The sequence below is a fragment of the Kitasatospora cheerisanensis KCTC 2395 genome, assembly GCF_000696185.1.
Lineage (GTDB): Bacteria > Actinomycetota > Actinomycetes > Streptomycetales > Streptomycetaceae > Kitasatospora > Kitasatospora cheerisanensis.
In genome coordinates this window covers 6,565,082-6,576,938 of sequence record NZ_KK853997.1, presented here as the reverse complement: position 1 = coordinate 6,576,938, position 11,857 = coordinate 6,565,082, and the positions used below count along the sequence as shown (strand labels likewise).

The following is an 11,857-nucleotide window of genomic DNA, read 5'->3' as shown; positions in this document are numbered from 1 at the left end:
CGTCAGGCGGCGGCGGTCACCCCGGCCACCGCGAGGAGCAGTACCGCGGAGACGGCCGAGAGCCGGCGGGCCGCGGTGGGGGTGCCGCCGAAGCGGGTGGCGAACCGGGCGCTGGTCAGGGCCACGGCGGTGTAGACGGCGGCGCAGGACAGCACGTTGACGGCACCGAGGGCGGCGACCTGGGCCCCGACCGGGAGCGCGGCCTCGGGGGCGACGAACTGCGGGACGAGCGACAGGTAGAGCAGCAGGCCCTTCGGGTTGAGCAGAGCGGTGAGCAGCGACTGGCGCAGCACCACGGCGGCGGGCTGGGGCCGGGCGGCGGCGAGCGCCCCGGTGGCGCCGCCCCGGCGCAGGCTCAGCAGCATGCCGACGGCGAGGAAGGCCAGGTAGGCCGCGCCGGCCAGCCGCAACACGGGGAGCAGGCCGGGCAGCGCCCGGAGCGCGGCGGCGAGGCCGGCGGCGGAGAGCACGGTGTGCACGGCGTAGCCGGCGCACACGCCGGCGACGGCGGTGAGCGCGGCGGTGCGGCCCTGGCCGAGGCCGCGGGCGGCGATGTAGAGCCAGTCCGGCCCGGGGGTGCAGACCAGCAGCAGGTCCACGCCGAGGAAGAGCAGCAGGGCGTGCGGGTCCATGGCACCTTCGGTTTCGCGTCGGGGGGTGGGGGCGACGTCCGGACGCTATCGTTCGGGCGCTGGCAGCCGATGTCCCGTTTTCGCTGGTCAGGCCACCCGTGAGGCAGAATGTTGCGCCATGGACCGCCTCGATCGCAGAATCCTCCACGAGCTCCAGCAGGACGGCCGGCTGACCAACGCCGAACTCGCCGACCGGGTGGGGCTGACGCCGTCCCCGTGCCTGCGCCGGGTCCGGCACCTGGAGCAGCAGGGCGTGATCCGCGGCTACCGCGCGCAGCTCGATCCGGTGGCGGTCGACCGCGGCTTCCAGCCGTTCGTGACGGTGGTGATGCGGCACGAGGACCGCTCGACGGTCGCCGAGTTCGAGCGCCGGGTCGCGGAGCTGCCCGAGGTGGTCGAGGCGCACCGGCTGTTCGGCGACCCGGACTACCTGCTGCGGATCGCGGTCGCGGACCTGTCGGCGTACGAGCGGTTCGTCACCGATGTGCTGTCCGGCCTGCCGGGCATCGCGCAGGTGCATTCGCATCTGACGATGAAGCAGGTGAAGGCCGATCGCGGCATCCCGGTCGACCGCGGCCTGCCGCTCGAACGGGGCAGGCCGGCCGAGCGGGCCTGAGCCGCTGCCGGTCAGCCGTCGGCGGAGACCGCTCCGATCCGCCGCAGCGACTCGAAGTGGCCGACGGTGGGCGGGTGTTCGAGGTCGTGGAGTTCGCCTTCGGACCAGACCGGGCGGATCCGCCACATCGGGCCGGCGTAGGCGCGCAGGGCGTCCTCGTCGCGCCAGCGGGTGATCATCTGGACCCGGTGGTCGTCGTCGGAGACGGCGCGGAGCAGCTCGCCGCCGAGGAAGCCGTCCCACTCGTCGAAGCCGGGCATGACGGTCGAGGCGAGCCGGGCGCAGAACTCCTCGACCCGGAGCGGGGAGACGTGCGCCTCCCAGATTCGAATGATCATCTCGGCCTCCTCGGCTGACCCGGGCCCTGCTGACCATTATCGGACGGTATGCCCGGACGGGAGCCGTTCGGACCGCCGCCGATTGCCGCCCGTGCGGCGCGGGCCAAGACTCGGCGGTGGACCCGTACGGCGAGAGGAGCCCGACATGGCGGTCTGCGTGGTGTGCCAGAACGACTACTGGCTGTCCTTCGAGATCAAGACGATCACCGGCGACACCTACGTCTTCGACAGTTTCGAGTGCGCGATGGAGAAGCTGGCACCGCGCTGCGAGCAGTGCACGGTGCGGATCGTCGGCCACGGCGTGGAGGTCGCGGGCCGGTTCTTCTGCTGCGCGAACTGTGCCCGGGCGAACAGCGTGCTCGGTGCGGAGGTCCGCGACGCGGTGGGCGCCCACCCGTCCTGACCTGCGGCGTCAGCACGCCGCGAGGGGCGGCCACCGATCGCGGTGGCCGCCCCTCCGCCGTGCCCGCGGCCCGGCTCAGAACGTGAAGCGCAGGGTGCGGACCCGGTGGTCGAAGGAGGACGGGACGAGCTCGGGCTCCCCGGTCGAGCGGATCCCGGGCAGGCGGGTCAGCAGCTCGCGCAGCAGGGTGCGCATCTCCTGGCGGGCCAGGTGGGCGCCGAGGCAGAAGTGCGGGCCGCCGCCGCCGAAGCCGAGGTGCGGATTGGGCGAGCGGGTGATGTCGAAGGCGTCCGCCCGGTCGAACACCGCCTCGTCGCGGTTGGCGGAGCCGTAGAACAGCACCACCTTGTCGCCGGCGGCCAGCCGGATCCCGGACAGCTTGTGGTCCACCGCCACGGTGCGGCGGAACTGCACGATCGGGGTGGAGTACCGGACGATCTCCTCCACCGCGCCGGGCAGGTGCGCGTCCAGGTCGCCGAGCAGCAGCTCGCGCTGGTCGGGGTGGGCGGTCAGCAGGTGCAGGCCGTGCGCGAGCGCGTTGCGGGTGGTCTCCACGCCGGCGACCAGCAGCAGCGAGAAGAACGCGCCGAGCTCGCGCGAGCCCAGCCGGCGACCGTCCACGTCGGCGGTGACCAGTGCGGAGATCAGGTCGCCGGTCGGGCGGCGGCGGCGCTCGCGGCCGAGCGCGGCCACCGTCAGGTGCATCGCGGCCAGCGCGTGCAGACCCCGGCCGGGCACCCGCAGGCCGCGCCGGGACATGCCCGCCGAGGCGGAGGCCCGGTTGATCCGGGCCAGGATGGCGCGGCGCTGCGCCTCCGGGATGCCCATCATCGAGCAGATCACCTGGTACGGGAGCTCCCCCGCGACGGCGGCCACGAAGTCGGTCGGACGCTCCTGCTCCAGCCGGTCCACCAGGCGCGACGCGGTGCGGGCGATGTCCTGCTCGACCTGGGCCAGCAGGCGGGGCGTGAACGCCCGGCCGACCACCCGGCGCAGGTCGGCGTGCTGCGGGTCGTCCAGGTTGACCATCGAGTCGCCGAACACGGTCCGCACCCAGCGGGCCGGCTCCGGCGAGGTCACGCCGGGCCCCGAGATGTACACCTCGGGGGACCGGCTGGCCGTCATCACGTCGGCGTGCCTGACCAGCGCCCAGCAGCGCCGCCCCGTCGCCCGGTCGGTGAACGCGACCGGCCCCGGGCGCTCCCGCAGGCGGGCGAACGCGTCGACACGCAACTTCTCGGGGAGCCGCCAGAACGCCGGGTCGCCGAGGTCAATGCCGCGCGGAGCGGCATCCACGGATACGGACATGGGGACGTTATCGCGCAGTCGGTGACGCTACGTCAAATCCCCGTCGCGTTCGGTAAGGGGTTCGAATCCGGCCTACTGCCACCCCTGCCCGGCCTCGCCGGGGTGCGGCTGCTGGTAGGGGTTGGCGGACGGCTGCTGGTACGGGTACGGGTACGGGCTTCCCGGACCGTTCTGGCCGTCCTGGCCGTCCTGCCCGTCCACGGGGGACCGGTCGTCGTCGGACGGCTCCTCGGCGGGCTCCTCGTGCGGGGCGATCTCCCGGGCCAGCAGGGTCGCGCCGGCCACCGCGCCGGGCATCGCGAGCACCGTCAGCACCGGGATCAGGAACAGCAGCACCAGACCGGCGCCGAAACCGACCGCCAGGCCCGTGCGCGAACGCAGCAGGCGCAGCCGTTCCTTCTGCGCCAGACCGCGCTTCTGCAGCGGCGTACCCGTCAGTTCGACGGTCAGGAAGAAGCCCGAGACGCACACGCCGACCACCGGCACCACGGTCTGCCCCACCACCGGGATGAACCCGCACAGGAACAGCACGATGCCGAAACCGGCGGCGCGCAGCAGCACCGCGAGGCTGTCCTTCGCCGCGATCCAGAGCTCGCGCCACAACGGCAGGTCGGGACCCTGCGGGCCGCCGCCCTCGGTCTCCTCGACCTTCGCCGAGAGCGACTCGTAGAACGGCTCGCCGATCAGCAGCGTGACCGCCGTGAACGTCAGCATGGCCAGCAGCCCGCCCATGCCGACAGCCGCCGCGCCGACCGTCACCCGGACGATGTCACGCCACGGCTCCGCCCAGTCGTCCGCGAACGGCGTCGCCCAGGACGCCAGATCACCCGCATAGACGATCAGCACCGCCATCGCGGCCACGTACCCGACCAGGGTGATCAGCGCCGGAATCAGTCCGAAGCCCCACCAGCGCCCGTGCCGCGCCACCCACCGTTGCCCGTTGAACAGGAACCGCAGTCCCGCCCCGAAATCTCGCATCCCCGCACCTTAAAGGAATCGTCAACCCACGGGACCGGCAGCCGGCCCCCGAAGCGATGAATCGACTCCGCCGGCTCGTGAAAGCGGCCTCCGGCCGGGCCGGGACGGCGAGCAGTGGGAATCGTCAACTTGTCGGGGGCTCAGGTCGGGCGGGTGGTGTGGTGGACGGTGGCGGAGGCGGCGAGGGTGGTGGTGGCGAGGGTGGTCCAGAGGGCGAGGGGGCTGAGGGCGGTGAGGGCGGTGATGGCGGCCGGGGAGAGGGCGAGGCCGAGCCCGGTGGAGAGTTGGAAGCGGGCCAGGGCGCGGCCGAGGACGGGTGGCGGGGCGAGGGCGGTGACCAGGGCGGTGGAGCTGCCCGCGTAGAGGATCTCGCCGAGGGTGCAGGGCACGGACACCAGGGCGACGGCGAGCGGTCCGAACGGGGCGGCCAGCAGGAAGCCGAGGTAGCTCGCGGCGAGGACGGCACCGGACAGGGCCAGCACGGTGCCGCGCGACCAGCGGGCCGCCGCCCAGGTGGTGACGGGCAGTTGGAGGGCCACCACCAGCACGGTGTTGGTGACGAAGACCGCCGCCGACCAGGCCGGCGAAGCATGAAGGACCGTCACCAGAATGAGCGGCAGCGCCACTTCGGGGACGTTCAGGCAGAACACGTACACCACGTTGGCCAGCAGCACGGCGCCCAGCCCCCGCCCGGTCGGCGTCGCGACGGGGGTGGCGGTCGAGGACGTCGCGGGCACGGCCGTCACCCGCACCGAGTGGGCCAGCAGGGCCGCCGCCAGGAAGCCCGCACCCGAGACGGCCGCCAGGGCGCGCAGGGCGGGTGCTCCCCCGCTCAGGCAGACCGTCGCGAGCAGTGCGCCGACGCCGAGGCCGGCGTTGCGGACGGCGCGGGCGGCGGCGAGCGCGGCGTCGCGGACGGGGCCGTCGGAGACGGTGGCGACCAGGGCGGCGTGGGCGGCGGGCCAGGCCTGGTTGCCGATGCCGAGGATCAGCGCGGCGGCCGCGAACAGCACCGCGTTCCCGTGCGGGGTGGCGAGCAGGACCGCGACCCCGGCGACCCGCACCAGCATGGACGCGGCGACGGCGGTGCTGCGCGCGCCCCGGTCGAGCCAGCGGCCGAGCGGCGGCATCGCGGCCAGGCCGGCGACGATCCCCGCCGTCATGGCCAGGCCGGTGGCGGCCGCGCCGAGGCCGAGCACCGTGATGCCGTACAGCAGCAGGAAGGGCCGCAGCAGGCCGGTGCCGACCGCGTCCACGGCGAGCGCCGCCGCGTAGCGCGCTCCGCCGCCGGCCCGGACGAGTTGGCGGGGTGTCGGCCGGGGTGTGGTGGTGGTCGTCGTCATGCCGCAAACGGTCTTCGCCGGGGCCGTCCGGGTCACGCGGGTTGACGGTCCTCGTCAATCGGGAAGGGCCGGTCGGGCAACGCCGGAGTTGGCAGGAAAAGGGGCGCTGAGCAGGGGCGCGTCCGGCGCGCGGGGGCCCGGGTGATGCGCACTCGACAGGCCTCCGGACCGCGGGTGATTCTCGACGAAACGCGCCCGACCCGCGTCTCGACCCGTCTGAAGGAGCTTTCGTGGAGCGTCAGTTGGAGAATCCGACGACCTCGCTGAACCGCCCGCTGAAGTGCCCGGTCGATCACTCGATGCTGGTCCTGGACCCCACCGGCCGGGCCCGCGATGCCGAAACCGCCGAACTGATCGCGCGCGGGCCCGCCACGCCCGCCGACATCCTCGGCGTGCAGGTGTGGGCGGTGTCCGACCCGGACCTGCTGGAGGAACTGCTCAAGGACCCGCGCATCGCCAAGAACGGCCCGCAGCACTGGCCGGACTACGAGCGGGTGGCGGCCGGCTGGCCGCTGGCCCTGTGGGTGACGGCCCGCAACATGTCCACCACCGACGTCGAGCACCACCGCCGGCTGCGCCGCCTGGTGAGCGCGGCCTTCACGCCCCGTCAGGTCGCGGGCCTGGCCGACCGCATCGAGGGCATGACGGCGGGGCTGCTCGACGCGGTCGCCGCCGCCGGCGCCGACGGGACGCCGGTGGACCTGCGGCAGGAGCTGGCCCGCGCGCTGCCGATCCTGGTCATCGCCCACCTGCTCGGCCTGCCCGACGAACTGCGCGAGAGCTTCAGCCACTACGTCGAGGGGGTGTTCGACACCACCCTCGGCCCGGAGGAGTCGCAGGCCAACAACGTGGCGCTGTACGAGGTGATTTCGGCGCTGGTCGCGGGCAAGCGCGAGCGGCCCGGCGACGACATGACCTCCCTGCTGATCGCCGCCCGCGACACCGAGGGCGACGGCGGGGCGCTCACCGAGGAGGAACTGCTCGACACCGTCATGCTGGTGGTCGCCGCCGGCTACGAGACCACCGTCAACCTGATCGACAACGCCATCGCGCTGCTGCTCACCCACCCCGACCAGCTGGCCCTGGTCCGCGAGGGCAAGGCCGGCTGGGACGACGTGGTGGAGGAGTCGCTGCGCCGGGAGTCGCCGCTGGCGCACCTGCCGATGCGGTACGCCCTGGCGGACATCGAGCTGCCGGGCGGGGTGACGGTCCATCAGGGCGAGGCGATCCTCGCGTCGTACGCGGCGGCCGGCCGCCACCCGGTGCGGCACGGCGACAGCGGCGCGGCGTTCGACGTCACCCGGCCGGTCAAGGACCACCTGGCGTTCGGCCACGGCCCGCACTTCTGTCTCGGCGCACCGCTGGCCCGACTGGAGGCCCGGACGACGCTGCGCGCGCTGTTCGAACGCTTCCCGGCGCTCGCGCTGGCCCCGGGCGCCGAGCTGGAGCCGGTCGAGTCGCTGATCTCCAACGGGCACCGCACCCTGCCGGTGGTCCTGGCCCGACCGACCGGCCACCCGTAGGGCGCCGCGGGCCGGACCGAGCCGTCCACGGGCGGCCGGTCCGGTCCGCGGTTCACCGGCGTGCTAAGCGGCGGCCCGCGACCGAGCCCACCGGCCGGGCCCGACCAGCAGGGCGAGGGCGGCACCCCGGGCCGTGACCGCCGGCGTCGCGGAGCCCAGCTCGGCCGGCGGGTTCCCGTTGCAGGCGGGGCGGCCCGAGCGCCGGACGGGGCCGGGCCGCCGCGCCGACCGCCAGTTGCCGCAGCATCGCGACGGGCACGGTGCACAGGCCGATCTCGCCGCCCAGCCACTCGATCGGGAGCGGGAGGACCGCGGCGCAGCCGATGTGCACCACCCGGAGTCCGGCCCGTGAAGGACGGCGTAGCCGAGATCCATGGCCGGGGCGGTGCAGTGCCGCTCGTCCGTGCACGCGCCGAGGGCGAGCCCGCAGGTGGCGGCAACTCCAGTAGCCGGCGGCCGGGTTGGCGCGGAGCCGGTGGGCGCGTGGCGGGCCGGACGGGCGGGCGGGGAGGATGGGCGGGTGACCCTGCGCATCGACCTGACCGGGACGCCGCCGGAGCGGATCCGGTTCGCCGTCTCACCACTCGCCGAACTGGCCGCCGTGCTGCACGTGCTGGCCGCGCCCGACCACCACCCGCAGCACGCCGGGTGGGCGGCCGCCGTCCGGGCGGACCTGCGGCCGGAGCTCGCGGACCGGCTGCACGAGGCCGAGTTCCTGTGGCGGTCCTCCCGCGCCGACTTCCTGGTGCCGGCCCGGCCGCGCGCCACCCTGGCCGCCGAGCTGGACGACGTCGACCGGATCGACGACGACCGGTACGTCCGGACGGCGCTGATCAGTACCTGCGGTTCTCCCCGCCTCGGGCCGGCCGGCGGCTCGCCGCTGCTCGACCCGGCCGCCCGGGCCGACGCGCTCGACCGGGCGCAGGCCCGCGGCCCGCGCCAGGAGGCGTTCGCCGACCGCCTGTTGACCGACCCGGGGTCCGTGCGGGCGCGGATCCGGGAGACCCTGGAGCAGTGCGCGGAGGCCTTCTTCGACGCCGAGTGGCCGGCGCTGGCCGCCCGGCTCGGCCAGGACGTCCGCGCCAAGGCCGACCTGACGGTCCGCCAGGGGCTTGCGGCGGCGCTGGCCGAGGTGTCGGCGGCGGTCTCGCTCACGGCGGACGGCGGTTCGCTCGTCCTCGACAAGCTCCAGGACTCCGCGACGGCGGCCGGCCCGGCGGGTGTCACCTTCCTGCCGAGCGTCTTCGGCCACCCGCACCTGGTCGCCGTGCACGCCGCGGGCTGGCAGCCCGTGGTCCAGTACCCGGTGGCCGGCGGACCCGCCGACGCCGTCCCGCTGGACCTGGTGCAGCAGCGGCTGGAGGCGCTCGCGCACCCGGTCCGGCTGCGGCTGGTCCGCACCCTGGCGCGCGGCCCGCACACCACCGGGGAGCTCGCGCACGCCTGGAACCTCACCGCGCCCGAGGTCTCCCGGCACCTGGCGGCGCTGCGCCGGGCCGGCCTGCTCACGGCCCGCCGCCGGGGCCGCTACGTGCACCACGCGCTCGACCTGCCGGCCACCGCCGCCCTCGGCGCCGACCTGCTGGCGGCGGTGCTGCGCTGACCCGGCGCGGGTCAGTCGGGGTAGGTGTACTCGTCGGCGGGTCCGGCCGGGGAGAGGTAGCCGTTCACCAGCACCCGGACGTCCACCGTCCTGCTGCGCGGAGAGCCGGAGGCCGGCGCCTGCGCGGTGATCCGGGTCGGCGACTCGTAGGTGACGGAGTCCGAGCGGCGCTTGCCGAAGTAGACGACGGGGTGCTCGGCGAAGCCGGTGCCGGTGAGGGTGACGGTGGTCCCGGCCTTCCCGCTGTCGGGGCTGATGCCGGTGAGCAGGACGGGCTGCGGGCCGCCGTAGGCGAACTGCCCGGTCGGGACGGCGGGCGAGGTGCCCAGGGTGGTGGTGACCCGGACGTCGACGACACCGGTGCCGAAGGGCACGGTCGCCGTGATCCGGGTGTCGCTCTCGACCAGGTGGGCCGGGCAGGCGAGGGTGCCGAAGTCGACCGCGCTGTCCGGGCCGAAGCCGCGGCCGGTGACGACGACGGTGCTGCCCGCCTCGCCGGTGGCCGGTTCGACGGAGGTCACCACCGGGCCGGCGGGCAACTGGTGCGCCTTCAGCAGCTTCAGGTAGGTGGAGTTGGCGTGCTGGTGGGCGACCTGGCCGAAGAAGTCCTCGGTCGAGCTCTTCACCAGGTCGTGGTCGTAGTGCCCGTACTCGCCGTTCAGGCCCTGCGCCTTGCCCGGCTGGACGTAGGTGTTGGGCCCGGTGAGCGCCTCGAACTCGGGGATCAGCACGTCCTTGACGTCGGCGGGCGCGACCGGCCCGTGGTCGGCCGGGTACCACTTGCGGGCGGCGGCGAGGTCGTCCCAGGCCCGCGGCACCAGGTCGTAGTCGTTGGCGTAGCGCAGGTCGACCGTCCACTTCACCGACTCGAAGTGCTCGGCGAAGTCCTTCAGTCCGGCGGTGGGCGCGGCGAAGGTGATCACCCCGACCTCCGGCCTCGGTCCGCCCCAGGCCCGGGCGTGCAGGTGCAGGGCCAGCACGGTCGCGATGCAGCCGCCCAGGCTGTGGCCGATCACGTACACCGCCGCCTGGCCGGGCGCGTCGGCGATCAGGCCGGTCAGCGCCTGCTCCAGGCCGCCGCCGGTCGGCGGGGGCGCGTCGAGCATGCCGAGCACCTCGGTGAACGCGGCCATCACGCCCTTCGACACGGACAGCGGCCGGGCGGATCCGCCGGTGGTGAACGGGACCACCGTGCCGACGTCCAGGTCCTCCAGCAGGTCGGTCACCTCGGCGTCCGTCCCGCGGACGACCACCGCCAGCACGTTCGGGTCGTGCAGGTTCCGCGCCACGTACGCCAGGTTCGCGTTGTACGGGCTCAGCCCGAGCCAGGCCAGCTCCCAGGTGCCCTGCGTGGCCAGCGAACGGTCCGACAGCTGGCGGGTGATGCCGACGGAGATCCGCAGCCGCTGCTCCGCCAGGGACTCCCCCGAGGGCCGCGGGGTCGCCCCCGTCGCCGCGATCGCGGCCAGGGTCATCGCCAGCGCGGCCGGCGACGCGATCGGTTCTGCCGTCATGCTCACTCCTCGGGTGGGCGCCCGGCCGCCGGACACGGCCCGGGCGGGGTCGCCCCCAACGTAGGTTCGGACCCCGGCGGCCGACCGCACGCCCGCCCGGCGGGTGGCCGGGTTCAGCCCTTCGGTCCACCGCGCCCCGCCCGCGGCGAACACCCCATCGGGCGAACAACGCCCCGCCGGCGGTGAGCACCGGGACGAGCGGGTAGACGGCACCGGACAGGAGGAGGTGGCCGGTGGACGGTCGGGTGACGGAGGATCAGGCCCGCGAGTGGCTGACGGTCGCGGTCGCGGAGGCCCGGCTCGGCCTCGCCGAGGGCGGCATCCCGATCGGGGCGGCGCTGTTCGGCCTGAACGGCGAACTGCTCGGGCGCGGCCACAACCGCCGCGTCCAGGACGGCGATCCGTCCATGCACGCCGAGACCGCCGCGTTCCGCGCCGCCGGCCGGCTGCGCGGCTACCGGGACACGGTGATGGTCACCACGCTCTCCCCCTGCTGGTACTGCTCCGGCCTGGTCCGGCAGTTCGGCATCGGCCACGTGGTGATCGGCGAGTCCGTCACCTTCACCGGCGGCCACAACTGGCTCGCCGAGCACGGCACCGGCATCACCCTGCTGAACGATCCGCAGTGCGTCCGGCTGATGACCGACTTCATCGCTGCCCGCCCCGACCTGTGGCACGAGGACATCGGCGAATGACCCGCGACGCCCTGGCCGCCGCCGTCCGCACCGCCCTCGAACGCTGCTGCGACGGCTCCAGCACCGACCTGCTCGGCTCCCTCGCCGCCGGAACCGCCGACCGGTTCAGCGACATCGACCTCCGCTGGGTGGTGCCCGACGCCGCCTTCCCCTCCTGCCTCGCCGCCGGGACGGCCGCGCTCGCCGCCGTCCGCCCCGTCGAACAGGTGCGCAGCGACCCGGACTTCCTGCACTCCGACCGCCGCCGCCTGCTGTTCGTCCGCTTCTCCGGCGTCCCGCTGTTCTGGCGGCTCGACCTGGACGTGCGCGCCGCGTCCGTCGCCGACGACCCCGGCTACGACGCCGAGAACCCGGACGCCCGCGCCGACGACACCGAATGGTCCCGGCCCGCCAGCGCCCTCGCCAACGCCGTCGCCGCTGTCAAGGCCCTCGCCCGCCGCCGCCCCGCCACCGCCCACGGCCTGATCGCCCGCGCCTTCGCCCGCCTCGGCCTCCCCCACCGCACCACCGGCGACCCGTACGCCGACCTGCGCCGCCTCACCGCCGCCGCCACCCGCCAGGACCCCACCCTCGCCGCCCTCGCCGCCCGCATCACGGCCCTCGCCGACCACCACCGCTGACCTCGCCCCCGACCACGGGCCGACGAGCGCGACCGCACCCTCCCCGCCGCACACCCCCGCCCGCCCGGACGTTGACGCCGGGTGGCACCCTCACGGGCCAGCAGCAAGCAGCCCGCCAGGCCGCGCCCGTCGCCCACCGACCATTGACAGCCGTCTGCCCGGACGTTGATGCCACATCAGGTTCCACTCACCGCCGGGGCACCCTCACGGGCCGGCGACAGACAGCCCGGCGCGCCCCGCCCATCGCCCACCGACCACCGACCGCCCGGAACTTGATGCCACGC

12 protein-coding genes are annotated in these 11,857 nt (G+C 74.8%); 6 read left to right on the top strand and 6 right to left on the bottom strand.

Features of this window, described 5'->3' with window-relative positions; all coding sequences use genetic code 11:
• Positions 1-2 precede the first annotated feature (2 nt).
• Positions 3-632 (bottom strand): LysE family translocator, encoded by a 630-nt coding sequence (locus KCH_RS29495; protein WP_035867988.1) that lies wholly within the window; start codon positions 630-632, stop codon positions 3-5.
• Between the two features lie 118 nt (positions 633-750).
• Here KCH_RS29495 and KCH_RS29490 point away from each other — a divergent pair, with 118 nt between their 5' ends.
• Entirely contained in the window at positions 751-1,248 is a 498-nt protein-coding gene (locus KCH_RS29490) for an Lrp/AsnC family transcriptional regulator (protein WP_051653581.1), read from the top strand.
• 11 nt (positions 1,249-1,259) lie between these two features.
• Here KCH_RS29490 and KCH_RS29485 read toward each other — a convergent pair whose 3' ends face one another.
• A complete protein-coding gene (locus KCH_RS29485) occupies positions 1,260-1,586 on the bottom strand; it encodes an antibiotic biosynthesis monooxygenase family protein (RefSeq protein ID WP_051653580.1) in 327 nt (108 codons plus the stop codon).
• A 145-nt stretch (positions 1,587-1,731) separates the two neighbouring features.
• On the opposite strand from KCH_RS29485, the gene KCH_RS29480 reads away from it, so the two are divergent.
• Complete coding sequence (locus KCH_RS29480) at positions 1,732-1,989, top strand: hypothetical protein (protein ID WP_035867987.1); 258 nt, start codon at positions 1,732-1,734, stop codon at positions 1,987-1,989.
• A gap of 75 nt (positions 1,990-2,064) precedes the next feature.
• Here KCH_RS29480 and KCH_RS29475 read toward each other — a convergent pair whose 3' ends face one another.
• From KCH_RS29475 to KCH_RS29465, 3 genes are all read right to left on the bottom strand, one after another.
• Complete coding sequence (locus KCH_RS29475; protein ID WP_035867981.1) at positions 2,065-3,297, bottom strand: cytochrome P450; 1,233 nt, start codon at positions 3,295-3,297, stop codon at positions 2,065-2,067.
• A gap of 72 nt (positions 3,298-3,369) precedes the next feature.
• Positions 3,370-4,275 (bottom strand): EI24 domain-containing protein, encoded by a 906-nt coding sequence (locus KCH_RS29470; RefSeq protein WP_051653579.1) that lies wholly within the window; start codon positions 4,273-4,275, stop codon positions 3,370-3,372.
• Between the two features lie 140 nt (positions 4,276-4,415).
• Positions 4,416-5,618 (bottom strand): MFS transporter, encoded by a 1,203-nt coding sequence (locus KCH_RS29465; RefSeq protein ID WP_035867980.1) that lies wholly within the window; start codon positions 5,616-5,618, stop codon positions 4,416-4,418.
• Between the two features lie 299 nt (positions 5,619-5,917).
• Here KCH_RS29465 and KCH_RS29460 point away from each other — a divergent pair, with 299 nt between their 5' ends.
• Together KCH_RS29460 and KCH_RS29450 are read left to right on the top strand one after the other, a co-directional pair.
• Positions 5,918-7,141 (top strand): cytochrome P450 family protein, encoded by a 1,224-nt coding sequence (locus KCH_RS29460; RefSeq protein ID WP_035874355.1) that lies wholly within the window; start codon positions 5,918-5,920, stop codon positions 7,139-7,141.
• Between the two features lie 520 nt (positions 7,142-7,661).
• Positions 7,662-8,744: a DUF5937 family protein gene (locus tag KCH_RS29450; RefSeq protein WP_035867975.1), complete on the top strand. Its 1,083-nt coding sequence runs from the start codon at positions 7,662-7,664 to the stop codon at positions 8,742-8,744.
• Between the two features lie 11 nt (positions 8,745-8,755).
• Here KCH_RS29450 and KCH_RS29445 read toward each other — a convergent pair whose 3' ends face one another.
• Positions 8,756-10,258 (bottom strand): IPT/TIG domain-containing protein, encoded by a 1,503-nt coding sequence (locus KCH_RS29445; RefSeq protein WP_035867973.1) that lies wholly within the window; start codon positions 10,256-10,258, stop codon positions 8,756-8,758.
• A 245-nt stretch (positions 10,259-10,503) separates the two neighbouring features.
• Here KCH_RS29445 and KCH_RS29440 point away from each other — a divergent pair, with 245 nt between their 5' ends.
• Together KCH_RS29440 and KCH_RS29435 are read left to right on the top strand one after the other, a co-directional pair.
• A complete protein-coding gene (locus KCH_RS29440; protein ID WP_157032245.1) occupies positions 10,504-10,953 on the top strand; it encodes a nucleoside deaminase in 450 nt (149 codons plus the stop codon).
• Positions 10,950-11,573 carry a hypothetical protein gene (locus tag KCH_RS29435; protein ID WP_035867969.1) on the top strand — a complete coding sequence of 208 codons (624 nt, stop codon included), beginning with the start codon at positions 10,950-10,952 and terminating at the stop codon, positions 11,571-11,573. The genes KCH_RS29440 and KCH_RS29435 overlap by 4 nt, the downstream gene beginning before the upstream one ends.
• Positions 11,574-11,857 lie beyond the last annotated feature (284 nt).

Coding starts and splice junctions, on each gene's coding strand:
- KCH_RS29495 (WP_035867988.1), bottom strand. CDS start 632: ATGGACCCGCACGCCCTGCTGCTCTTCCTCGGCGTGGACCTGCTGCTG.
- KCH_RS29490 (WP_051653581.1), top strand. CDS start 751: ATGGACCGCCTCGATCGCAGAATCCTCCACGAGCTCCAGCAGGACGGC.
- KCH_RS29485 (WP_051653580.1), bottom strand. CDS start 1,586: ATGATCATTCGAATCTGGGAGGCGCACGTCTCCCCGCTCCGGGTCGAG.
- KCH_RS29480 (WP_035867987.1), top strand. CDS start 1,732: ATGGCGGTCTGCGTGGTGTGCCAGAACGACTACTGGCTGTCCTTCGAG.
- KCH_RS29475 (WP_035867981.1), bottom strand. CDS start 3,297: ATGTCCGTATCCGTGGATGCCGCTCCGCGCGGCATTGACCTCGGCGAC.
- KCH_RS29470 (WP_051653579.1), bottom strand. CDS start 4,275: ATGCGAGATTTCGGGGCGGGACTGCGGTTCCTGTTCAACGGGCAACGG.
- KCH_RS29465 (WP_035867980.1), bottom strand. CDS start 5,618: ATGACGACGACCACCACCACACCCCGGCCGACACCCCGCCAACTCGTC.
- KCH_RS29460 (WP_035874355.1), top strand. CDS start 5,918: ATGCTGGTCCTGGACCCCACCGGCCGGGCCCGCGATGCCGAAACCGCC.
- KCH_RS29445 (WP_035867973.1), bottom strand. CDS start 10,258: ATGACGGCAGAACCGATCGCGTCGCCGGCCGCGCTGGCGATGACCCTG.
- KCH_RS29435 (WP_035867969.1), top strand. CDS start 10,950: ATGACCCGCGACGCCCTGGCCGCCGCCGTCCGCACCGCCCTCGAACGC.